This is a genomic window from Cupriavidus sp. CP313 (assembly GCF_054072015.1).
On record NZ_JBSVZB010000001.1, the window covers coordinates 390,304 to 411,395 of the forward strand.

18 protein-coding genes are annotated in these 21,092 nt (G+C 67.6%); 8 read left to right on the plus strand and 10 right to left on the minus strand.

Annotated features, from left to right (window positions below):
• Positions 1–126: 126 nt before the first annotated feature.
• Positions 127–579, minus strand: a complete 453-nt coding sequence (locus ACW4E8_RS01740; RefSeq protein WP_456803023.1) for a RidA family protein — start codon at positions 577–579, stop codon at positions 127–129.
• A gap of 172 nt (positions 580–751) precedes the next feature.
• On the opposite strand from ACW4E8_RS01740, the gene soxR reads away from it, so the two are divergent.
• Positions 752–1,267 (plus strand): redox-sensitive transcriptional activator SoxR, encoded by a 516-nt coding sequence (gene soxR / locus ACW4E8_RS01745; protein WP_456803024.1) that lies wholly within the window; start codon positions 752–754, stop codon positions 1,265–1,267.
• Here the strand turns inward: soxR and ACW4E8_RS01750 are convergent.
• Entirely contained in the window at positions 1,230–1,610 is a 381-nt protein-coding gene (locus ACW4E8_RS01750; protein WP_456802936.1) for a c-type cytochrome, read from the minus strand. The two genes, soxR and ACW4E8_RS01750, sit on opposite strands and share 38 nt — an antisense overlap.
• 178 nt (positions 1,611–1,788) lie before the next feature.
• Here ACW4E8_RS01750 and ACW4E8_RS01755 point away from each other — a divergent pair, with 178 nt between their 5' ends.
• Together ACW4E8_RS01755 and ACW4E8_RS01760 are read left to right on the plus strand one after the other, a co-directional pair.
• A complete protein-coding gene (locus ACW4E8_RS01755) occupies positions 1,789–2,202 on the plus strand; it encodes a hypothetical protein (protein WP_456802937.1) in 414 nt (137 codons plus the stop codon).
• A 131-nt stretch (positions 2,203–2,333) separates the two neighbouring features.
• Complete coding sequence (locus ACW4E8_RS01760) at positions 2,334–2,996, plus strand: DsbA family oxidoreductase (protein ID WP_010810636.1); 663 nt, start codon at positions 2,334–2,336, stop codon at positions 2,994–2,996.
• Positions 2,997–3,053: 57 nt separating this feature from the next.
• Here the strand turns inward: ACW4E8_RS01760 and ACW4E8_RS01765 are convergent, their stop codons facing one another.
• Genes ACW4E8_RS01765 through ACW4E8_RS01775 form a run of 3 tightly spaced genes read right to left on the minus strand, consistent with a single transcriptional unit; the run spans position 3,054 to position 8,922 of the window.
• Positions 3,054–4,502, minus strand: coding sequence for a short-chain fatty acid transporter (locus ACW4E8_RS01765; RefSeq protein WP_456803025.1), 1,449 nt, complete (start codon positions 4,500–4,502; stop codon positions 3,054–3,056).
• Positions 4,503–4,533: 31 nt separating this feature from the next.
• Complete coding sequence (lhpI, locus tag ACW4E8_RS01770; protein WP_456802938.1) at positions 4,534–5,478, minus strand: bifunctional Delta(1)-pyrroline-2-carboxylate/Delta(1)-piperideine-2-carboxylate reductase; 945 nt, start codon at positions 5,476–5,478, stop codon at positions 4,534–4,536.
• 30 nt (positions 5,479–5,508) lie between these two features.
• Entirely contained in the window at positions 5,509–8,922 is a 3,414-nt protein-coding gene (locus tag ACW4E8_RS01775; protein WP_456803026.1) for a molybdopterin-dependent oxidoreductase, read from the minus strand.
• Between the two features lie 96 nt (positions 8,923–9,018).
• On the opposite strand from ACW4E8_RS01775, the gene ACW4E8_RS01780 reads away from it, so the two are divergent.
• Positions 9,019–9,927: a LysR family transcriptional regulator gene (locus ACW4E8_RS01780; RefSeq protein WP_456802939.1), complete on the plus strand. Its 909-nt coding sequence runs from the start codon at positions 9,019–9,021 to the stop codon at positions 9,925–9,927.
• Between the two features lie 71 nt (positions 9,928–9,998).
• Here the strand turns inward: ACW4E8_RS01780 and ACW4E8_RS01785 are convergent, their stop codons facing one another.
• Positions 9,999–12,287, minus strand: coding sequence for a nitric-oxide reductase large subunit (locus ACW4E8_RS01785; RefSeq protein WP_456802940.1), 2,289 nt, complete (start codon positions 12,285–12,287; stop codon positions 9,999–10,001).
• Between the two features lie 34 nt (positions 12,288–12,321).
• The gene (gene ytfE, locus ACW4E8_RS01790) at positions 12,322–13,041 is read right to left on the minus strand and encodes an iron-sulfur cluster repair protein YtfE (protein WP_456802941.1); all 720 of its coding nucleotides are present in this window, start codon (positions 13,039–13,041) and stop codon (positions 12,322–12,324) included.
• Positions 13,042–13,193: 152 nt separating this feature from the next.
• On the opposite strand from ytfE, the gene norR reads away from it, so the two are divergent.
• From norR to ACW4E8_RS01805, 3 genes are all read left to right on the plus strand, one after another.
• Positions 13,194–14,759 carry a nitric oxide reductase transcriptional regulator NorR gene (gene norR, locus ACW4E8_RS01795; RefSeq protein ID WP_456802942.1) on the plus strand — a complete coding sequence of 522 codons (1,566 nt, stop codon included), beginning with the start codon at positions 13,194–13,196 and terminating at the stop codon, positions 14,757–14,759.
• A gap of 146 nt (positions 14,760–14,905) precedes the next feature.
• The gene (locus tag ACW4E8_RS01800; protein ID WP_456803027.1) at positions 14,906–15,334 is read left to right on the plus strand and encodes a polyhydroxyalkanoate granule-associated phasin; all 429 of its coding nucleotides are present in this window, start codon (positions 14,906–14,908) and stop codon (positions 15,332–15,334) included.
• 209 nt (positions 15,335–15,543) lie between these two features.
• On the plus strand, positions 15,544–17,118 hold the full coding sequence (locus tag ACW4E8_RS01805) for a histidine kinase N-terminal 7TM domain-containing protein (RefSeq protein WP_456802943.1): 1,575 nt from the start codon (positions 15,544–15,546) through the stop codon (positions 17,116–17,118).
• A gap of 9 nt (positions 17,119–17,127) precedes the next feature.
• Here ACW4E8_RS01805 and ubiT read toward each other — a convergent pair whose 3' ends face one another.
• The 3 genes from ubiT to ubiU are packed head-to-tail and all read right to left on the minus strand — an operon-like array spanning position 17,128 to position 19,615.
• The gene (gene ubiT, locus ACW4E8_RS01810; RefSeq protein ID WP_456802944.1) at positions 17,128–17,592 is read right to left on the minus strand and encodes a ubiquinone anaerobic biosynthesis accessory factor UbiT; all 465 of its coding nucleotides are present in this window, start codon (positions 17,590–17,592) and stop codon (positions 17,128–17,130) included.
• Positions 17,589–18,521: a U32 family peptidase gene (locus tag ACW4E8_RS01815; protein ID WP_456802945.1), complete on the minus strand. Its 933-nt coding sequence runs from the start codon at positions 18,519–18,521 to the stop codon at positions 17,589–17,591. The genes ubiT and ACW4E8_RS01815 overlap by 4 nt, the downstream gene beginning before the upstream one ends.
• A 47-nt stretch (positions 18,522–18,568) precedes the next feature.
• Positions 18,569–19,615, minus strand: coding sequence for a ubiquinone anaerobic biosynthesis protein UbiU (gene ubiU, locus ACW4E8_RS01820; protein WP_456802946.1), 1,047 nt, complete (start codon positions 19,613–19,615; stop codon positions 18,569–18,571).
• 270 nt (positions 19,616–19,885) lie between these two features.
• On the opposite strand from ubiU, the gene ACW4E8_RS01825 reads away from it, so the two are divergent.
• Positions 19,886–21,055, plus strand: coding sequence for an NAD(P)H-dependent flavin oxidoreductase (locus ACW4E8_RS01825; RefSeq protein WP_456802947.1), 1,170 nt, complete (start codon positions 19,886–19,888; stop codon positions 21,053–21,055).
• Positions 21,056–21,092: the final 37 nt, after the last annotated feature.

The window sequence follows — 21,092 nt, forward strand, 5'->3', positions numbered from 1 at the left end:
GCCCGGGCCTACTTTGCGGCTGCAGGCAATCCTGCCTTTGGCATCGGCCCGAAGGAACATTGCCTTCATCCGCTCCCGCCCGACCACGCGCGCCACTTCGGCGATCACGCAGTCGTTGAGTTGCGTTCAGCCCGGCAGCACCGCCGTCGCTTCGATCTCGAACAGCATGTTGTCCAGCGCCAGCCGCGGCACCGGGATCAGCGTGCAGGCCGGCGTTGGCTTGTCGCCCCACATCTCGCGCAGCGCCGCGCCGAAGGTGCGCAGGCGGTCGTGCGAGTGGTCAACCACCAGCACCGTGAGCTTGGCCACATCGCCCACGTCAGCGCCTGCCGCTTGCAGCGCGATGCGCAGGTTCTGCATGGCGCGCGCCACCTGGCGCGGAAAATCGAGCGGCAGGCAGCCTGCCGCGTCCTCACCGCCCTGCCCCGCGATATAGACGATGCGGGCCGGGCCTTCCACCATGGCCACATGCGAATAGCCGTTGGGCCGCGGGTCGTACAGGCCCTCGGGATTGATGAGGCTCAGCGAGGAATTGGGGCGGGCGACCGGCAGGGTGGGCATTGAAGGCAGCGCGGGCATCGAGGGTGAACGCAAGGATGAGGGCGAGAACGGGAACATGGTCATCAGCTCTGTATTGAGGCGTGGCGAACAGTGGAGTCGCAAGTATCGAACCTCAACTTAGCTTGAGGTCAAGCGCGGCCTTGGTGGTAGCATGGGCATTCCTCAGTTCCACTGGTGTCTTCCACTGGCGATGGCCTCCGCGAACAAGCCCCCCTCACCGCGCCGGCGCCGTGCCGCGCCTTCAGAAGAACTGCTCTCCGTCGGCGAAGTCGCCGCGCGCACGGGCATCGCCGTATCCGCCCTGCATTTCTATGAATCGCGCGGCCTGATCGCCAGCACCCGCAGCGTCGGCAACCAGCGCCGCTATGCGCGCGCCGTGCTGCGGCGGCTGGCCGTGATCCGCGTGGCGCAGCGCATGGGGCTGCCGCTGGCGGTGATCGCCGACGCCATGCAGAAGCTTCCGGACGGGCGTGCGCCCACTGTGGCCGACTGGCGCCGGCTGTCGGCCAGCTGGCGCGATGACCTCGATGAACGCATCCGTACGCTCACGCAATTGCGTGACCAGCTAGATGGGTGTATCGGGTGTGGGTGTTTGTCGTTGAAGGCGTGTCCGTTGCGCAATCCGCATGACGCACTGGCCGGGGAAGGGCCGGGGCCGCATTTCCCGCCTACTGCAATGTCTGCAGGTAAGCCAGCAGATCGCTGATCTGCTTGTCATCACTGAGCCCCCAGAAGCGCATCTTCGTGCCAGGCACGACCTTGCCCGGCGAATGGATGAAGGCACGCAGCGTGTCATGCGACCACACCACCTTTGAAGCGCGCATCGCCTCCGAATACTGGAAATCACTGGTGCCGCCAGCGGCACGGCCGAAGATGCCGTTGAGCTGCGGGCCAAAGCCTGCGCGCGCGTTGCGGCCGACGTGGTGGCACGAGGCGCAGCGCGTGGTGAACAGCGCCTTGCCGGCCTGGATATCGGCGGCGGCAGTGGCTGCGGTAGGGATAGCGGTGAAGGCGGTCAGGGCCAGCAGGACAAAGGCGGTTCGGCGCATGGAGCAGCTAAGGAAGGAAAGAGCTTCGGCAACGGGGTTGCATGATACAGGCGTAGCCAGGACGTCCCAGCCCTGCAGCAGGGTTACACCACGTCACACTTGCAACACTTCGCGCGCCCCATATTACAAGCCCGCCCCCTACAGTGAGCCCATGTCCAACGCCCCTTGGGAGGCAACCATGAAACGAATCATCGCAATGGCGGTAGCAGGTGGTGCAATGCTGGTGGCCAGCGCCGGGGCTTACGCCGGTGTGAATATCGATATCGGCATCGGCGTGCCGGGCGTGGTGGTGGCCCAGCCGGCGCCGGTCTATCATCCGGCCCCGGTCTATGCCCCTGCGCCGGTGTATGCGCCGGCTCCGGTTGCCTATGCGCCCAGCCCGGTAGTGGTGGCACCGCGCCCCGTCGTGATGGCACCGGTGCCGGTACGCTATGACTATGACCGCGGCTATCGCAGGGACTACCACCGGGGCTACTACCGGGAAGGCTACCGCGAAGGCTATCGAGACAACCGCCGCGACTGGCGCGAGCGCGAATGGGCACATCGTCATGGCGACAATGACGGCCACGGCCACGGGCGCCGCTGGGACTGACGGGTTCTTATGGGGCGGGCGCCCGGCCACGGCCGCGGTGCCCGCCTGCAAGGATTCGCCAGTCAGGCTACCCTGTCGGCAATTTCCAGATCCGGGCCGGGGCCACACCCCTGCCCACGCCAGGAGTAGCCATGCCCCAACCCATCAAGATTGACTTCGTCTCCGACATTGCCTGCCCCTGGTGCGCCATCGGCCTGTCTTCGCTGCAACTCGCGTTGCAGCGCCTTGGCGATGCGGTAGATGCCGAAATCGTCGTGCATCCGTTTGAACTCAACCCGGGGATGCGCCCGGAGGGCGAGGCGATCGTCGACTATCTCGGCAGGAAGTACGGGCGCACCCCGGCGCAGATCGCAGAGACCCAGGCCATGATCCGCGAGCGCGGCGCCGGCGTGGGCTTTCCGTTTGGCGAGCGCACCCATGTCTACAACACCTTCGATGCCCACCGGCTGCTGCACTGGGCGGGCCTGGAAGGCAAGCAGCTGCCACTGAAGCTGGCGCTGCTGCGCGCCTACCATGCCGACGGCAAGGACCCGAGCAATCACGAGGTGCTGGTCGAAGCCGCGCAGGCCGTCGGCCTGGATGCCGCGGCGGCGCGCAAGGTGCTGGACAGCGATGACTATGCCGATGCGGTGCGCGCGGAAATCCAGGAGTACCAGCGCATGGGCATCCAGTCAGTCCCGTCCATCATCTTCAACAATCGCTATCTGGTTACCGGCGGGCAGCCGGTGGAGGCTTTCGAACAGGCGATCCGGGAGATCGTGGCCGAGGCGCAGCAGCAGCCCGCGAACGGGTGAACCTGCCTCGATCGCAGGGCGACACCTCAGTCGCCCTGCCGACGTTCCTCCCGGGACTCAAGGCATGACCGGTGGATGGTAAGGCAGCGTCGTGGCGAACGCCCACAGCATCAGCAGCACCAGCGGCGTGTGCACCAGCAACTGCGTGAAGGTGAAGCCGACCACATCCTTGGCCCGAATCCCCAGCACGCCGAGCAGCGGCAGCATCCAGAAGGGATTGATCAGGTTCGGCAGCGCCTCGGCCGCGTTGTAGACCTGTACCGCCCATCCCAGGTGGACCTGCAGTTCATTGGCGGCCTGCATCACGTACGGAGCCTCGATGATCCACTTGCCGCCGCCCGACGGCACGAAGAACCCCAGCACGGCCGAATACACGCCCATGACCGCGGAGAACGATTCGGTGGTCGCCATCGAGACAAAGGCCGACGCGAGATGATGGGATAGCGTCGCACCGTCGACGCCGGTCGCCTTGGTCAGGATGAAAGCGATACCGCCATACAGCGGAAACTGGATCAGCACGCCCGAGGTCGACGGCACCGACCTGGCCACCGCGCGCAGGAACCGCTTCGGGCGCCAGTTCAGCAACATACCGAGCAGCAGGAAGAGGAAGTTGTAGGTGTTCAGGTTGGAGATGGCGAGGATCGGGTCTTTTGCGGAAAACTCCTGGCAGAGCCAGCTTGCGCCCATCGCCACCAGCGCCAGCGTCAGTAGCGGGCTGTATTCCAGCCACTCGCCAGGGCGCGACGGCCGCGCGACGCCTTCGTCGGCATCGTTCAGGTCTACACCCATATCGGCCGCGGTGCGGGCCCGCTCCCCGGTGGGCGCAGAAAAATACGCGATCAGCAGTGACGCGACAATCAGCACGGCGGTCATCGCCATCGATTGCCACAGGAAGATCGTTTCAGCGAACGGGATCACCCCGGTGATATCCAGCAGCGACTTCGGCAGGCTGGCAGGATTTGCCTGTAGCTGCGCGGCCGAGGAACTGAGCCCTAGCGCCCACGTTGCGCCCATCCCCAGATAAGCCGCCGCGCTCGCGGCCCGATAATCCACGCGCAAGCCCCCACGCCGGGCAATCGCGCGCACCAGCAAGCCGCTGAAGATCAGGCTGATGGCCCAGTTGAGCAGCGACGTCAGCAGGCTGACCAGCGCCACGAACGCGACCGCGCCGCGGGCCGTGCGCGGCAGCGATGCCAGCCGCGCGATCAGCATCGACGCCGGCGGCGAGACCGCCACCACATAGCCGGCGATCGCCACCACGGCCATCTGCATCGTGAACGGGATCAGGCTCCAGAAGCCGTCACCGAATGCCTTCGCCACGGCCGGTGCCGGCGCCCCGACCAGCATGGCGCCAAGCGCCACCACCACGACGGCAATCGCGGCAAAGATGTAGGAATCCGGAAACCAGCGCTCTGACCAGTTCGTCACCCGTATGGCCAGGCTCTCCAGGCCGCCTTGCTGCGGCTTGCCGGCATCGGCAAATGCCATCCTCATTGTCTCTTTCATGCTGAACTCCTTGGCAGTTTCCTTGATCGTTCTAGTTATTTGCCACGGCTTCGAAACACATCGCCGCGGCGGCAAGATCTTCCAGGGCGGTACCGACAGCCTTGAAGACCGTAATCTCATCGTCTGAAACTCTTCCTGCATGCCGGGCCCGGCAGAGACCGGCAAGGTCGCTACGGATATCTTTCCGGGCAATCACGCCATTGCCGAGCGGGGACAACAGGTCGCCGGCCTTGGTTGCCGCCTCGTCCGTATCGACAAACACAGAGGTGTCCGCGAAGCAAGCGTCATCGGTTTCACGCATCGCTGGCGTAAAGCCACCGATCAGGTCGACATGGGTGCCGGGACGGAGATATTCGCGACGGATCAGCGGCTCGGTCGAAAGCGTTGCCGCGCTGATGACGTCCACGGCGCAGGTGTCCGTATCGAGCCTGTCCACGACGTATGCGTCGAAGCCATCCCTGCAAAGCTGTTCGGCCAGCCGGCGGCCCTGGGCAGGATTGATGTCCCACAGCCCGACCCGCTCGATCTGCCGAACGCTGCGCCAGGCATATGGCACCAGGCTGGCCACCCGACCGGCGCCCAGCAAGAGCATGGATCTGGCGTCCTTGCGGCTCAGGAAGGAGCCGCCGAGCGCCGACGCGGCCGCGGTGCGCCGGGACGTGATCTCGTTCCCATCGATCAGCGCCAGTGGCTCGCCGGTCTCCACGCTGTAGAGGATGTAGGTCGAGAACAGTCCCGGCAGCGAGCGCCCGGCGTTGCCGGGATAGATCGAGACGGTCTTGACGCCCAGGTATCCGTGCGACGGGCTCCAGGCCGGCATCAGCAGCAGCGTCCCCTGCTGGCCCTGCGCGGTGGTGACGGTATGGTTATGCCGCAGCGGCACCTCGCAGCCAGAGGCAAACGCTTCCTTGAGTGCATCAACAAGCCGGTCAAAAGGGAGCGACGCGCGGGCGCTCTCTGCATCGATATTCAGCATGGCGTTATCGGGTCAGAAGTAGAAAGGGAATCAGGCATCGATCACCAGGTCACTGGCCGGCACGGCCTGGCACGCGAGACAAACACCGGGGTCATCGGGTGCCTCGCCTTGCAAGTGGTGCGCCGACCCGGAAACGATCCTGACGGCACAGCTTTCGCATTGCCCGACGCGGCACCCGCTGGGCAAGCGCACGCCACGCGCCTCGGCAAAGCCGAGCAGAGCGCCGTCCTCGGAACGCCATTGGTGGACGACCCCCGACTTGCGGAAATGCACCTGGAATGCCTGTCCGTGCTCGATCTTCGCGACAGCCGGAGAGCGAAAGATCTCCTTGTGGATATCGAAGTGCGGCACGCCTCTGGCGGCCATGCCCTCGGCGAAGGCAGTCATCATCGGGACCGGGCCGCACATGTAGATCAGCGGGCGCAAGGCGAACAGCGCTTGCGGGACCGCGTCGGCGGATACGCGCCCATGCACGTGGAAGTCGCGCCCGGCGATGTCCCCGCCAGCCGGCGCATCGTAGTAATTGATCACGGACAGCGTGGGAATCGCCGTTTCCAGTTCGCGAATCCTGCGCTTGAAGGCGTGCGTCGCACCGTTCTGGTTCGCATAGAGCAGCAGGATCCTGGGCGGCTCCGCCTGGCCGGCCAATGACTCCAGCAAGTTGATGAAAGGCGTGATGCCGATGCCGCCGGCAAGCAGCACAAGGGGCCGCGCGGTACGGGTCGGCATGACAAAGGTGCCGCCGGGCGCGCGCAGTTCGACAACGTCGCCGACTGCGAGCTGTTGGTTGATGAACGATGAGGCGCGGCCGGACACCAGTTCACCATTGGCGAGCCGCGCCACTGCCCGCCGCACCGAGATCGAGTAGCACTGGCGGTCAGCCATGACGGCGGGTCCGGTCAGCGAGTAGGACCGGATCACCTCCTGCCGCCCGCCGCCGATGAACAACCGGATGGTCGCGTGCTGGCCCGGCAGAAAGTCGGGCAGGTGGCCGCCATCGGTGGGTGCCATGTACACCGACGTGACATCGGCGGCTTCCTTGCGCAGCGCCACCACGCGGAAGGCGCGGAAGCCTTCCCACGGCCGGCGCCGGATATCGAAAGCGGTTTCGCGCTCGATGCTGCAGCGATAGGCGCGCAACGGCGACGAGCCGCTGACCGGATCCTGGCGCTGCGCGTCGATCAGCCCGTTGAAGTTGGCACTTTCCGCGCCACGCACGGCGAGCGGTGCTTGCCCCATCGCGTCGCAGCGTTGCCACCAGCCGTACTCGCCCACCAGCACGGCGGGATGCAGGCCAGGATCGATGCGTGCCGTGAACAACGCACTGCCGCCCGGCGTCGAGACGCGCACGGGGTCGCCGCTGCGGATGTCCCGTGCCGCGGCGGCTTCCCTGGAGATATCTAGCCGCGGCAGCATCGCCTTGCGCCGCAAAGACGCGACACCGCGCTGCTGGCTATGGCAGTAGTAGCCATTCTTCGCCGACGTCAAGACATAGGGGAACGCAGATCGCGCGGCATCTCCCTCCTGGTAGCCGGGCAAAGGCGAATAGCCATGCGCCAGCAGCCGTTCGGAGTACAGCTCGACCAGGCCTGTCGGCGTATTGAAAGGCCTGACCGATTTGCCCATGCGGTACTTCATCTCGGCGTCCTCGACCGGGATGCGTACCCCTTCCGGCTTGTGGCGAAGCGCTGCCACGGTTAGTCCCATCGGCGCGAGCATGTAGTCCCAGCCGGCTTCCAGGCTTGCGCCGAAGAACGCTTCCTGCAGCCCGATGCACGCCGCCAGCGCAAACACGATCTCATTGTCCGAGCGCGCCTCGCCGCGCGGCGGGACCATGCGCTGACGCAACTGCACCAACTGCTCAGCCTCGGCAGAAACCTCGAAGCCGATGCGCAGCCCCTCGCGTTCCCATGGCGTGCTCACGGGCAGCAGGATGTCCGCATACTTCGCGCTCGGGTTCTCGAAGAGATCGCAATGCACGTAGAACGGCAGCGCGCGCAGTGCCCGCTCACCCATTGCCACATCCGGCTGCGAGAGCAGCGGATTCGTGCCGAACGCGATCAGCGTCGTCACCGCATAGGGCTTCTTGTCGGTGATGGCGCGATACAGGTCGCGCGCGGTGATCCAGCCCTGCGCGGGCGGCCCCAGCGGGCGTTCGGACAATCCCAGGGCCTTGCGCCCCTGCTCCGGACTCAGCAGGTCCAGGCGGCTCACCGCATTGAACGGCGGCTTCTGGTAGATGCGGTTGCCACCGCGCCGGTCGAAGCTGCCTGTCAGCGCGTAGAGGCAGGCAATCGCACGCTCGGCCTGCGTGGCGTTCTCATGCTGGCCGACGCCGGACCAGGCGTGATAGGCAACGCGCCGTGCCGTGCCGATCATGCTCGCGGCATGGCGGATATCGCCCTCCGGAATCCACGTCAGCCGGGCCGCGCGATCGGCGGGATAGCGCGCGCATTCCGCCGCATAGAGCTCGAACGCCGGCTGGCACATCAGCGTGGTCTGGTCATGGCGATCGCCAACGGTCACCTCAAAGGTTCCGCGCAGCGCGATGCGGTCGGGATCATGGCACTGGCCGCCCGCCGGCACGGCCATGCGCTGGTGGGCGTCCCAGACGACAAAGGCGTCTGCCTGCCCGATACCGATGTCGCGCCCGCGCAGCAAGGCGCCATTGTCCTTGCGTACCAGCAGCGGACCGTTTGTCCATTGCCCCACGAAATCGATATCGAAGGCATTGGCCTCGATCAGCAGGTTGGCCAATGCCATGGCCAGCGCGGCATCGCTGCCAGGTTTCACGCGCAGCCATTGATCGGCTTCTTCCGCCAGCCCGGTCTGCCGCGGGTCGACCACGATCAGCCTGGCGCCGGCGGCCCGTCCGGCGCCGATTGCCTCTGCCTGCGACAGCCACGTGTTGGCGGGATTGTGTCCCCACAGAAGAATCAGTTCGGCATTGCGGTAATCCGCCGTCGGCATCCCGCAGCCAAAGGTAAAGGCATGCGCGAAGTCCTTGTGCCAGTTGCAGATCTCGGTGGCGTAGCAGATGTTGGGGCTGCCGTAGAGGCGGACGAAACGCTCGATCCAGTCGATGCTGTCCGACAGCGCCGTGCCACTGGGTGTGGTCACGGCGAAGGCAACCGACTCCGCACCCAGCGTGGTGCGCGCCTCAATCAGGCGCGCGGCGATCTGATCGAGCGCCTCCTCCCATGAAATGCGCACCCACCCTGGATCCGCTGCGCCTTTTGGGTTCGTCCTGCGCATCGGGTGCAACACCCGCTCGGCGCTGTGCACGAGTTCGGGCGCTGCCTTTCCCTTGAGGCACATCGCCTTCCCCGTGGGGTGTTCGCCATCCGGGCGGACCGCAACGAGGGTGTCTCCGTTCACGACATTGATCGTTCCGCAGCGGGAACGACACAGCGTGCAAAACCCCTTCTTTTCGACTTCGCTCATCGCCACTTCCAGCAACTTGTATTCGTGCTGGATGCTAGCTAGCATGGGGCGATATAGCTAATTCATAGTTATGACATTGCAATATCGGAAAAATCGATGCTCCCAACCTTGAAACAGATACAGCACTTTGTGGCAATTGCTGAGACGGGCCAGGTGTCGCGAGCGGCGCAACGCTGCAATGTTTCGCAATCGTCCATGACCGCCTCACTCAAGGGATTGGAAGACGTCGTAGGCGCCCCGCTGTTCTCCCGGCACGCAGCCGGCGTAAAGCTGACCGCGGCCGGCATCCGCTTCCTGCGGCATGCCCAGCAGATCGAGGCGGCGGTACGGGATGCTGTCAGCGCCGCGGCGGTGACCCCCAGCGCGGTGACAGGCGCCATCCGCCTCGGTGTCACCGAAACCATCACGGCGTACGTGCTGCCCAAGCTGCTGCCGGCGCTTGAACAAAAGTTTCCGCTACTCGAGCTCGAAATCCTGGAAAGGCCTCGCGGCGATATCGAGGCCGATATCCAGGCCGGCAAGCTCGACCTGGCATTGCTGCTGGTTTCCAACCTGCCGGAGATGCATCACACCGGCTGCGAAACACTGCTTCGGTCGCCACGGCAACTCTGGGGCCATCCTGACCACCCCCTGATGCAGCTCGAGCAGATCAGCCTGACGGACGTGGCGCGGCACGACTACATACTGCTCGACATGGACGAGCATATTGCCACCGTGATCAAGTACTGGGGGCAGTACGGGCTCACGCCGAGCGTCCGCCTGCAAAGCTGCTCGATCGAAGCCGTCCGCAGCCTGGTAGCGGCGGGACGCGGCGTCTCCATCCTGTCCGACCTGGTCTACCGGCCGTGGTCACTGGAGGGCCAGCGCATCCTGCGCCGCAGCCTTTCCGACCGGGTCCCATCCATGGACGTCGGCCTGATCTGGAGACTCGATCCAGGACCTGACGAGCACACGCATGCGCTGCGAGAGTTCCTGAGGATCGCGCTGCTGGAGACCATGCGTTAGACGTGTTGGCAAAAAAAAAAGCCCGCCGCGTACCCCGGCGGGCCAAGCACTGCTTCTCGTTAAACCGGACTTCAGCGCACCGCCGTCTTCATCCGCGCCGGCACCGCATCCGCCGCCACCGGCGTACGATTCGCCAGCCCCAGCACCACCTGCCAGGCAAACGACACCGCGCCGACGATAAACACCACGTCGCCGAAGGTGCGCACCCAGCGCAGGGTCTGCAGGATGGGCTGCTGCATGAAGGCCTCGCTGCGCGCATACCAGGTGCCATGCTCGACGCTGGCCAGGAACTGGATGATGCCGATCGGCAGCAGGCTGGTGCCGATCATCAGTACCAGGCCGATGTTCAGTCCCCAGAAGGCGGTCTTCATCAGCGTTGGGCTGAGCCGGTAGGCCGGGCGCACGTAGCGCAGCACCAGCAGCGTGAAGCCCAGCGCCAGGAACCCGTAGACCCCGAACAGCGCGGCATGGGCGTGCACTGGCGTGGTGTTCTGCCCCTGGATGTAGTACAGCGCGATCGGCGGGTTGATCATGAAGCCGAACACCCCGGCGCCCAGCATGTTCCAGAACGCCACCGCGACAAAGCACATCAGCGGCCACTTGAGGTCTGCCATCCACGGCGCGCGCCGCTTCAGGCTCCAGTTCTCCCAGGCTTCGTGGCCCAGCACGATCAGCGGCACCACTTCCAGCGCGCTGAACGCGGCCCCCACCGCCATCACCGGCGTGGTGGTGCCGGCAAAGTACAGGTGGTGGAACGTGCCGGGAATGCCGCCCAGCATGAACAGCGAGGCCGAGGCCAGGCTGGCGGCCGTTGCCATCGGGCGCGACACCAGCCCCAGCGTGGAGAAGATGAAGGCCAGCGCCGTGGTGGCAAAGACTTCGAAGAAGCCTTCCACCCACAGGTGCACCACCCACCAGCGCCAGTACTCCATCACCGTCAGGCTGGTGCGTTCGCCGTAGGCCAGGCCCGCGCCGTAGAACAGGCCGATCGCCACCACCGACGAGGTCAGCAGCGCCAGCAGGTTGCGGTCGGTGCCGCGCGCGCGCAGCGCCGGCAGGATGCCGCGCATCATCAGCACCAGCCAGATCAGGATGCCGGCGAACTTGCCGATCTGCCACAGCCGGCCCAGGTCGACATACTCATAGCCCTGGTGGCCCAGCCAGAAGTTCAGGTGCGCAGGTAGCTTCTGCGCGATCGCCAGGTAGTTGCCGGTGAACGATCCCACCACCACGACCACCAGTGCCCAGAACAGGACGTCGACGCCCAGGCGCTGGTACTTCGGGTCCTTGCCGCCGTTGATCAGCGGCGCCAGGAACAGGCCCGCGGCGAGGAAGCCGGTGGCGATCCAGAACAGCGCGCTCTGGATATGCCAGGTGCGCACCAGTGCGTAGGGGAACCACTGCGAGACGTCGATGCCGTAGAACTTCTGGCCCTCGACGGTGTAGTGCGCGGTAAAGCCGCCCAGCAACACCTGGAACACGAACAGCGCCACCACCAGGAACAGGTACTTGCCAAGCGCGCGCTGCGACGGCGTCAGCGCCACGGCCAGCAGCGGGTCGCGTGCCGGCGCCTGCGGCGGCGCGTCTTCCTTGCCGCGCAGGAAGGCCCACGCCCACACCAGGAAGCCGACACCAGCCAGCAGCACCACCACGCTGATCACCGACCACACCACGTTCTCGCTGGTGGGCTGGTTGCCGATCAGCGGTTCATGCGGCCAGTTGTTGGTGTAGGTGGCCTCGTGCCCCGGGCGCGCGGTCGATGCGGCCCAAGCGGTCCAGAAGAAGAAGTGCGTGAGTTGTTCGCGGCGCTCGGCGCTGGGCAGCGTGTTCTCCTTCATCGCGTAGTGCTCGCGCGTGGTGTGCAGCGCGGGCGCGTCTGAGAAGAGCTTGTCGTAGTAGGCGGCTGTATCGGCAATGGCCTGCGCGCGGCGCTTCGACACAGTCAGCACGTTGGTGGCCGGATCGGTGGCATTGCCGCGGTATTCGGTGCGCAGCTGCTCGCGCAGCGCGGCCTGCGCCGGCGCGTCGAGTTGCGCATAGGGCCGGCCGTGTGCGTCCTGCGCGGCCAGCTCCAGCCACGCGGTCAGCTCGCGGTGCAGCCAGTCGGCGGTCCAGTCCGGCGCCTGGTAGGCGCCGTGGCCCCAGATGGAGCCCAGCTGCATGCCGCCCACGGACTGCCAGGCGGTCTGGCCGTCCAGGATCTCTTCACCGGTGAAGAGCGTGCGGCCCTCGGTCGTGACGACCTTGGCCGGTATTGGCGGGGCCTGCCGGTACACCTCGACGCCGTAGTAGCCGAGCAGGGAGAACGTGACCGCCAGCACGGCGATCAGCAGGAACCAGAGTCTGCGGTAGGAACGCATGATGCGAAGTCGTTGGTTATGGTGGCGGGCGGGCTCAGGCGTGCGTCGAGCAACCGCAGCCGGTGGCTTGCGCGGCGGCGGCGGGCGCCGTGGCGATCTCGAACAGCACGTTGTTTTCCAGGTGGATGTGTTCCATCAGGTCTTCGCGCAGCGTGCGCAGGCCCAGGTAGAGCGCGCGCCAGGTATTGCAGGCCGCGCGCGGCAACGTGATGTCGTTGGTCAGCGCCGCCAGCCGCTGCAACGCCACGCCGTGGTCGTCATGCTCGGCGCGCATCACCGTGATCGGCCGGCCCGCGGCGGCATGCAGGCCGCGCGACAACATCGGGAACAGCACCTGCTCTTCCTTCTGCATATGCGTTTCCAGCTCGCCCAGCATCTCGCTCAGGTGGTCGGCCAGGCCAAGCGGGCAATCGGGCCGGTCGCCGTGGACCTGCTCGACGCGCCGCGCCAGGCGGATCAGCTCGGGCAACTGCTCGCGATGGCGCGCATGGAAGCGCGTGAGGATATGGTCGATCAGCTCGGCCGGCGCCGCCGTGTTCCAGTCCTGCGACGACGGCCCGGCTTCGTCCTGCAGCGCGCGCAACTGGGCGTCGATGGTGCCGACGGCAGCCGCATCGAGACCCATTTGCTGCGCGGCGTCGCGCAGGGTCTGCTTGCCCCCGCAGCAGAAGTCCAGGCCGTAGTCGTGGAAGACCCGGGTGGCACCGGGGATCAGGCGGGCCAGCTGGCCAAGCGAGTGGTCCTGCATAGTCATGATTGGTTTCTCCGTGTGGAAGTTATGCCTGCATGACTTACGCGAGGAGCGTGCCTAAAAAAAATCTATCCGGATCAATGACTTGAAACATTGATGGTGATTAATACCCTATACTTCTCGCGGTACTTATTACCCTGACGGTGTTTTTCACCATGCTACCAAGCGCGATGTATCCCGAGTTGCTGGCCGATCTTGTCACCGACCTGCCGCACGCCGTGCGCCTGCAGCGGCTGGTCAGCATGCTGCGCACGCATTTCCGCTGTGGCGCGGTGGCGCTGCTGCGGCTAGAGGAAGACCACCTGCGCCCCATTGCGGTCGATGGCCTGGTGCGCGATGCGCTGGGCCGGCGCTTCGCGGTCGGCCTGCATCCACGCCTGGCCGCCATCCTGGCGCGGCGCGGGGTGACCTGCTTCCACCACGACAGCGTGCTGCCCGACCCGTATGACGGCCTGATCGACGAGCACGTCGGCGAGCCGCTGCCGGTGCATGACTGCATGGGCACCAGCCTGGCCGTGGACGGGCAGCCCTGGGGCGCGCTGACGCTGGACGCGCTGGCGATCGGCACCTTCGATGCCGCGGCCCAGGCCGAGCTGCAGCGGCTGACGGTGATCGTCGAAGCGGCCATCCGCACCACCCGGCTGGAAGGCGAGATCCGCGCGCTGCAGCTGGCACGCGGCACGCCCGATGCCGACGAAGGCACGGCCCAGCATGGCGACATCAGCGGCGAGATCATCGGCCAGAGCGAGGCCATCGCCAATCTGCTGCATGAGCTGGAAGTGGTGGCCGATACCGACCTGCCGGTACTGCTGCTGGGCGAGACCGGCGTCGGCAAGGAGCTGTTCGCGCACCGCCTGCACCGCCAGTCGCGCCGGCGCGCGCAGCCGCTGGTGCATGTCAACTGCGCGGCGCTGCCGGAGTCGCTGGCTGAAAGCGAGCTGTTCGGCCACGCGCGCGGCGCCTTCTCGGGCGCGACCGGCGAGCGCCCGGGGCGCTTCGAGGCCGCCGACGGCGGCACGCTGTTCCTCGATGAAGTGGGCGAGCTGCCACTGGCGATCCAGGCCAAGCTGCTGCGCACGCTGCAGAACGGCGAGATCCAGCGGCTGGGCTCGGACCGCCCGCGCCGCGTCAACGTGCGCGTGATCGCCGCCACCAACCGCAACCTGCGCGAGCATGTGCGCGACGGCTCGTTCCGCGCCGACCTTTACCACCGCCTGTCGGTCTACCCGATCCCGATCCCGCCGCTGCGCGAGCGCGGCAACGACGTGCTGCTGCTGGCCGGGCGCTTCCTGGAGCTGAACCGCGCGCGCCTGGGGCTGCGCAGCCTGCGGCTGTCAGGCGGTGCGCAGGATGCGCTGCGCAGCTACCGCTGGCCCGGCAACGTGCGCGAGCTGGAACACGTGATCAGCCGCGCGGCACTGCGTGCCGTCAGCCGCGGCGCGGGCCGCAATGACATTGTGACGCTGGAGCCTGAACTGCTTGATCTCGACGGACTGGATGTGCCCGCGGCACGCCATGCCGGCGCCGGCATGGCCAGCGCGTTCGCCGCCCCGGCGCTTGCTGCAGGCATCACCCTGCGCGACGCGGTGGAGCAAACCCAGCGGGCCTGCATCGAACAGGCGCTGCAGGACCAGGGTGGCAACTGGGCCCAGGCGGCACGCCAGCTGGGCATCGATGCCAGTAACCTGCACAAGCTGGCCAAGCGGCTGGGATGCAAGTGATTGACACACTTGGGTGCCAGGATGCCGACATGGCGATGCGCGCCGTTACCGCATAAGCTAGTCCGGGTGCCGCCCCCATCGCGGCATCGCCGTGTGCGGCAACTGCCGCCCCGCTGCGCGCACGCCCACCACCGGAGATTCCCGTGATGATGACCGCAACGCAAGCCTTCTGGCCGCTCGGCTTCTGGCCGTTTCCCACCTTCTACTCCGGCGCGCACCAGTTTGAGGCCATGCAGGCTGACCTGGCAGACAACTGGCGCCGCATGGCCGAACTCAACCTGGAGTTCGCCCGCTCCGTGTATGAAGAACTGCAGTTCGATGCCATGGGCTCGATCCTCGCGCCGGAGCCAGAGGCCTTCTACGCGCGCGAGATTGCCTGCGAGCTGCCGTTGATCGGCGGCCCGCTGCACTATGCGTCGGCCATGCTGGAGCTGTGCGCCCGGGCCCAGCAGAAGTGGATCGATGGCTGGGGCCACCTGCTGACGCGGGGCCTGATGCCGGACTGGCAAGGCATGCAAAGGAACGTCACCGATATCCCCTTCTGGCAGGTCCGCGAAACCCCGCGGCCGGCATGACCCGGCCACCCCGCCTTGCCCCGTCGCGGTGATCATCCCGATCTGTTCGCTCGACACCAGGTAGTGGGGCGCCCCGCGCCCCTTGCCTGCCACCTGTTGCATCGGCGCACCCACGGCCAAGCCAGCCGCGCAGCCCGGTATCATGCTGGCTGACGAGATCGCGAATCGCCGGAACCAACGCCCGGGTCTCGGGACGCGCTCCGCCTTCAATGCCCTCATACTCCCTGGTTCTCCTGCTTACCGTCGCCGTGGTTGTCTGCATCGGCATGGCCATCGCCACCTGGCCCCGGCGCGACGATCCGACCGTCCAGGCGTTCCTGGTATTGGCTTTCGGCGCGGCGACCTGGAGCGGCGGCCGCCTGCTCGAGATCAGCTCCACGGACCTGGAGGGGCGCATCCTGTGGGCCAAGGTCCAGTACCTCGGGATCGTCGCCGTGCCGATCGGCTGGCTGGTGGCGATGGTGCACCTGAGCCGCCCGCGCTATGTGGTGCCCTGGTCCAGGCTGTGGCTGCCCGTGCTGGTGGCCGTGGTCACCGTGGTGATGGTCTTCACCAACGAGCGCCACCGGCTGATCTGGCCGCGCATCACGCTGATGCCTCCCGGCGTATTGCCCGGCGCGGTGTTCGACCATGGCGTCGGCTATGCGGCAGTGGCCGTCTGGTCGTACCTGCTGCTGGGGGTGAGCCTGTATTTCCTGGTGACGGCCGAAGTGCCCAACGGGGCCTTGTCGCGCCGGGGCCGCGCCATCCTGGCGTCGGGCCTGGCCCTGCCCCTGGTTGCCAATGTCGCCTACCTCAACCGCTGGACCGGGCAGCTGGGCGGGGACCTGACGCCGGCGACGTTCTCGCTGATGGCGGCGCTGGTCTGGTTCTGCGCGCTGCGCACGCACCTTGACGATATCGGCCACTACGCCCGCCTGCGGGTATTCGATGCCCTCAGCGAGGGCTGCGTGATCGTCGACAGCCATGGCGCCATCGTCGAATTCAATCCGGCCGCCGCGCAGCTTTGGCCGGCCCTGCGCCGCGGCGACCCCCTGCCCTCCGGCTGGGAAGCCGCGCTGCAGCACTCGCCTGCCGACACTGCCAACCTCGCGGCCACGCCTTTCGTGCCGCCGGGCGCGCCCTTCGAGCTCACAGTGGAAGGGGTCGCCCGCCTGGACGGCAGGCAGATTGGCAGCCTGCTGTTCCTGCGCGACATCAGCCGCTTCCAGTCGCGTGAGCTGGCCCTGACCGCGCGGCTCGGCCAGACCGAAGAGCAGTTGTGGCAGGTGCAGGCCGACCTGGACATCGACGCCCTGACCGGCATCCGCAACCGGCGCTACTTCCAGCGCGAGTCGATCGCGGCCGTGACCCGGGCGTGCGAGCGCAACCAGGCGCTGGGCCTGCTGATCCTGGATGTGGACCAGTTCAAGCAATACAACGACCTGCATGGCCACGTGGCCGGCGACGACTGCCTGCGGCAGATTGCCGGCGCCCTGACCCGCACGCTGTCCGGCGAGCAGTTCTGCGCCCGGCTGGGCGGCGAGGAATTCGCGGCGGTGCTGCCCGGCGCCACGCGCGACGAGACCCGTGACGTGGCGCGCCGCATGGTGGCCGTTGTGCGCGATCTCGGCATCGCGCACAACGGCACGCCGGTGCAGCCGGTGGTCACCATCAGCGTGGGCGCGGTCTGCGCCGTGCCGGAAGCGCCGCGGCTGGAGCCGCTGCTGCACCGCGCCGACAGCGCGATGTACCGGGCCAAGCGCGCGGGACGCAACCGCTTCATGCTGGACGGCGACGCCTGAGCGCCACGGCTACGACGCCGCACCGGCCCGCCCCACGGTGGCCCCGTGCAAGGCCACCAGCCGCGCCGCCGCCTGGCTGACCCATGCGGGCCGCGGCGCGGCATCGAGCCAGTACTTGACCTCCAGGCCCAGCGCGGTATCGCCGCTGATCACCAGCCGCCGCTGGAAGAACAGCGTGTCGGTATCGGCCTCGCCGCCCAGCAGGCGCAGGTAGTCGACCGCGCAGGCGCGCAGCGTCAGCTCAGGTTCGGCGTCCGACGCAGCGGCACGAAAGCGTCCGCCTTCGCAGCGGAACGACACGGCCAGCCCAAGATCCTGCACCGTCAGCAGGAAGGCGTGTCCATCCAAGGCCGCCGGTGGCTCCAGCCATCCCGCGCGGCGCGCCAACTCCAGCGCCGCCACCAGCGGCAGCGCCCGGGCACGGGCGGGCATGCGCCGGTGCACGCCCGCGATCAGCTTGTGCAGCGCGCTCATGCCCGGGCCTCCCAGGCAATGCCCGTGCTGCCGTGCCAGTAGCCGTTGCAGGGCTGGGCGCCGGCCGGCGTGATGCCGCTGGCAGCGGGTGCCTGTTCACCTGCACGAATCGCCGCGAGCTGTTGCACCACCTGCAGCGTGCCGGATGAATGCGGGCTCACGCGCAGCATCCCCACCCCCATCCGCGCCATCGCCAGCGCCTCTGCGCACAGGTCCAGGCAGGTGGCGCTCTGCGTCTGCACGCCGTTGAGCGTGAAGAACGCCTGCCCTTCGCCGGTGGCGGCCACCAGGCCGTCGGGATAATCCATGCAGCGGAACTCGCAACTGTCCTTGCGCAGGCGATGGTGGCGCGCGGTAAAGCAGCGTGCCGAGAACGCCAGCGGCAGGCGGCCCCAGACAAAGGCTTCCACGCGCATGCCCGTGGGGCGCGCCGCTGCCAGCGCAGCCAGCGTGCCGCCGTCCATCTCCACCGGCACGACGCAGCCAGCCGCGCCCAGCCCGGCCAGCCACGCCAGCGTATCGGCGTGGTAGACATTGAGGTGGGGGCCGCCGACAAAGGGCCGCCCTTGCATACAGCGCACCGCGCCAAGGTCGTTGGCTTCGACCAGGTAGTCGTCCTGGGCGCAGGCGCGCCGCATCCAGGCGATGTCGGTATCGGACTCCACCAGCACCGGCGTCGACAGCACCACCTCCTTGCCGGCATCGCGCAGCATCTGCGCAATCTCCAGCCATTGCGCATGGCGGACTTCATGGCGGCGCGTGCAGACGGTCTCGCCGAGGTAGACGCGGTCGACCGGCGCATCGGCGACCGACGCATAGAACTGCATCACGGCCTCGCGCGGCCAGTAGTACAGCAGCGGGCCCAGGGCGATGCCGAAGTCGGGCATCGCTATGGCTTGCGGCATCGCGGCCGCGGCAATCTCTGGCATGGGAAGCTCCATCATGGCCGGTTCAAGGCAGATCGATGTCATGGGTGTCACCGCCACGGCCGGTCGTAGGCGCCTTGCGTGACCTGGTCGCCTTCGGCATGGCGCCCCAGCGTGCTCTGCCACTCTTGCCGCGGCACGAAACGCGCCGGATCGGCGCAGGCCGCGTCGATGGCCGCGCGCAACACGCCGACCACATCGCCCACATAGCGCGGGCTGCGCTGCCGGCCTTCGATCTTGATGGCTGCGATGCCCATGTCGATCAGCGCCGGCAGCAGCGACAGCGCATTGAGGCTGGTCGGCTCTTCCAGCACGTAGCCGCGCTCGCCCTCCACCTCGAAGCGGCCCTTGCACAGCGTGGGATAGCCGGCCGGCTCGCCCGGCGCATAGCTGTCGATCAGGATGCCCGACAGCCGCGCTTGCATGGTCCCGTCCTGCTCGGTCCAGCGCACCGCGTGCGCGGGCGAGCAGACGCCCTTGTTGTTGGGCGAGTCGCCGGTGGCGTAGGACGACAGCAGGCAGCGCCCCTCGGCCATCACGCACAGGCTGCCGAAGCCGAACACCTCCAGCTCCACGCTGGTCTGGCGCGCCAGCTTGCCGATCTGCGCCAGCGACAGCACGCGCGGCAGCACCACGCGGCGGATATGGAAGCGCTCGCGCATCAGCTCGATGGCGTCGGCATGCGTGGCCGAGCCCTGCACCGACAGGTGCAGCCGCAACCCCGGATGGCGCTCGCAGGCATAGCCCATCAGGCCGGCATCAGCCATGATGACCGCGTCGGCGCCAAGGTCCGCCGCCGCATCGACCGCGCGCTGCCATTGAGCCACCGCGCCCATCTGCGCAAAGGTGTTGATGGCGAACAGCACCTCGGCGCCGCGCGCGTGGGCTTCGGCCACGCCGGTGCGGATGTCGGCCTCGGTAAAGTTCAGGCCACCGAAGTTGCGCGCGTTGGTGGCATCGCGCAGGCCCAGGTAAACCGCGTCGGCGCCATGCTGCAGCGCCATGCGCAGGGCTGCCAGCGAACCGGCGGGCGCAACAAGCTGGGGCCGGCGCGGCACGCTCGCCGCGGCGGATAGGGCTGGAGAGGCAGGGGTCATCGGTGATGGCGCCGGCGGCGGCGCGAAGATGAGGACAGCGGCCGATGCTAGCCAAGCACTTGCAGCAGGGGCTTGACCGCGCGCAAACCCACGCCAACGGCACACCGCCCGCGTTGGCCTATGCCGGTTGGCGTAGGCCGATGGCAGGCCACCACCGCGCGCTTGACCTGCAGCAAACGCCGGCCCGTACCGCTGTGCCACGCTTGCCCGGTCATCCCCGCGGCTGGCCGCACGCCGGCCCCGCGCCCACCCTCTTCCGGAGACCCGTTTATGAATCACCCCTGGTTCAAGCTGGCCGGCCGCCGCCTGCTGCCCATCGTGCAGGGCGGTATGGGCATCGGCATCTCGGCCCACCGGCTGGCCGGCGCCGTCGCGCGCGAGAACGGCGTCGGCACCATCGCCAGCATCGACCTGCGCCACCACCACCCCGACCTGATGGAACGCACCCGCGGCAGCCGTGACAAGCCCGCCATCGAAGCCGCCAACCTCGAGGCGCTGGATCGCGAGATCCGTGCCGCGCGCACGGCGTCCGAGGGCCGCGGGCTGATCGCCGTCAACGTGATGAAGGCCGTGGGCTCGCACGCAGCGCTGGTGCGGCAAGCCTGCGAAAGCGGCGCCGATGCCATCGTCATGGGCGCCGGCCTGCCGCTGGACCTGCCCGAGCTGACCGCCAGCCACCCCAGGGTGGCGCTGATCCCGATCCTGTCCGAGGCACGCGGCATCGGCCTGGTGCTGCGCCGCTGGATGAAGAAGGGCCGGCTGCCCGATGCCATCGTGGTCGAACACCCGGCGCATGCCGGCGGCCACCTGGGCGCGGCCACCATCCAGGACTTGTCGGAGCCGCGCTTTTCGTTTTCGCGCGTGCTGGCCGAATGCCGCGAGCTGTTTGCGCAGCTGGGACTGGCCTGGGACAGCATTCCGCTGATCCTGGCGGGCGGCATCGACAGCCATGCCAAGGTGCGCCACTGGCTGGGCGAGGGCGCCGCCGCGGTGCAGCTGGGCACGGCCTTCGCCGTGACCGAGGAATGCGATGCCCACCCGGCCTTCAAGCAGGTGCTGGCCACGGCGCGGCCCGAGACCCTGCGCGAGTTCACCAGCGTGGCCGGGCTGCCCGCGCGCGCGGTGCTGACGCCGTGGCTGTCGCGCTACCTGTCGAGCGAGTCGCGGCTGCAGCGCCGCGCCAAGCCGCGTGAATGCCTGGAGGGCTTCGACTGCCTGCAGGCGTGCGGGCTGCGCGACGGCGTTGCCCGCATCGGCCAGTTCTGCATCGACCTGAAGCTGGCGCAGGCCGTGCGCGGCGACGTGGAGCGCGGCCTGTTCTTTCGCGGCCGGGGTGCGCTGCCCTTCGGCGAAGCCATTCGTCCGGTGGCGGAGCTGATGCACTACCTGTTGACCGGGGAAAAGCCTGCGGGACTGACCCAAGCCCCGACACCAGCCTGACGCATGCCTGTCATGCACGCCGTAGCCAACGCCGCGC

What these genes read in the sequence shown, in the direction of transcription:
- ACW4E8_RS01740 (WP_456803023.1), bottom strand. Translation starts at nt 579, where the DNA reads ATGCCCGCGCTGCCTTCAATGCCCACCCTGCCGGTCGCCCGCCCCAAT.
- norR (WP_456802942.1), top strand. Translation starts at nt 13,194, where the DNA reads ATGCTACCAAGCGCGATGTATCCCGAGTTGCTGGCCGATCTTGTCACC.
- ACW4E8_RS01775 (WP_456803026.1), bottom strand. Translation starts at nt 8,922, where the DNA reads ATGAGCGAAGTCGAAAAGAAGGGGTTTTGCACGCTGTGTCGTTCCCGC.
- ACW4E8_RS01800 (WP_456803027.1), top strand. Translation starts at nt 14,906, where the DNA reads ATGATGACCGCAACGCAAGCCTTCTGGCCGCTCGGCTTCTGGCCGTTT.
- ACW4E8_RS01785 (WP_456802940.1), bottom strand. Translation starts at nt 12,287, where the DNA reads ATGCGTTCCTACCGCAGACTCTGGTTCCTGCTGATCGCCGTGCTGGCG.
- ACW4E8_RS01750 (WP_456802936.1), bottom strand. Translation starts at nt 1,610, where the DNA reads ATGCGCCGAACCGCCTTTGTCCTGCTGGCCCTGACCGCCTTCACCGCT.
- ACW4E8_RS01825 (WP_456802947.1), top strand. Translation starts at nt 19,886, where the DNA reads ATGAATCACCCCTGGTTCAAGCTGGCCGGCCGCCGCCTGCTGCCCATC.
- soxR (WP_456803024.1), top strand. Translation starts at nt 752, where the DNA reads ATGGCCTCCGCGAACAAGCCCCCCTCACCGCGCCGGCGCCGTGCCGCG.
- ACW4E8_RS01805 (WP_456802943.1), top strand. Translation starts at nt 15,544, where the DNA reads ATGCCCTCATACTCCCTGGTTCTCCTGCTTACCGTCGCCGTGGTTGTC.
- ACW4E8_RS01780 (WP_456802939.1), top strand. Translation starts at nt 9,019, where the DNA reads ATGCTCCCAACCTTGAAACAGATACAGCACTTTGTGGCAATTGCTGAG.
- ACW4E8_RS01815 (WP_456802945.1), bottom strand. Translation starts at nt 18,521, where the DNA reads ATGCCAGAGATTGCCGCGGCCGCGATGCCGCAAGCCATAGCGATGCCC.
- ubiU (WP_456802946.1), bottom strand. Translation starts at nt 19,615, where the DNA reads ATGACCCCTGCCTCTCCAGCCCTATCCGCCGCGGCGAGCGTGCCGCGC.
- ACW4E8_RS01765 (WP_456803025.1), bottom strand. Translation starts at nt 4,502, where the DNA reads ATGAAAGAGACAATGAGGATGGCATTTGCCGATGCCGGCAAGCCGCAG.
- ubiT (WP_456802944.1), bottom strand. Translation starts at nt 17,592, where the DNA reads ATGAGCGCGCTGCACAAGCTGATCGCGGGCGTGCACCGGCGCATGCCC.
- ytfE (WP_456802941.1), bottom strand. Translation starts at nt 13,041, where the DNA reads ATGACTATGCAGGACCACTCGCTTGGCCAGCTGGCCCGCCTGATCCCC.
- ACW4E8_RS01755 (WP_456802937.1), top strand. Translation starts at nt 1,789, where the DNA reads ATGAAACGAATCATCGCAATGGCGGTAGCAGGTGGTGCAATGCTGGTG.
- ACW4E8_RS01760 (WP_010810636.1), top strand. Translation starts at nt 2,334, where the DNA reads ATGCCCCAACCCATCAAGATTGACTTCGTCTCCGACATTGCCTGCCCC.
- lhpI (WP_456802938.1), bottom strand. Translation starts at nt 5,478, where the DNA reads ATGCTGAATATCGATGCAGAGAGCGCCCGCGCGTCGCTCCCTTTTGAC.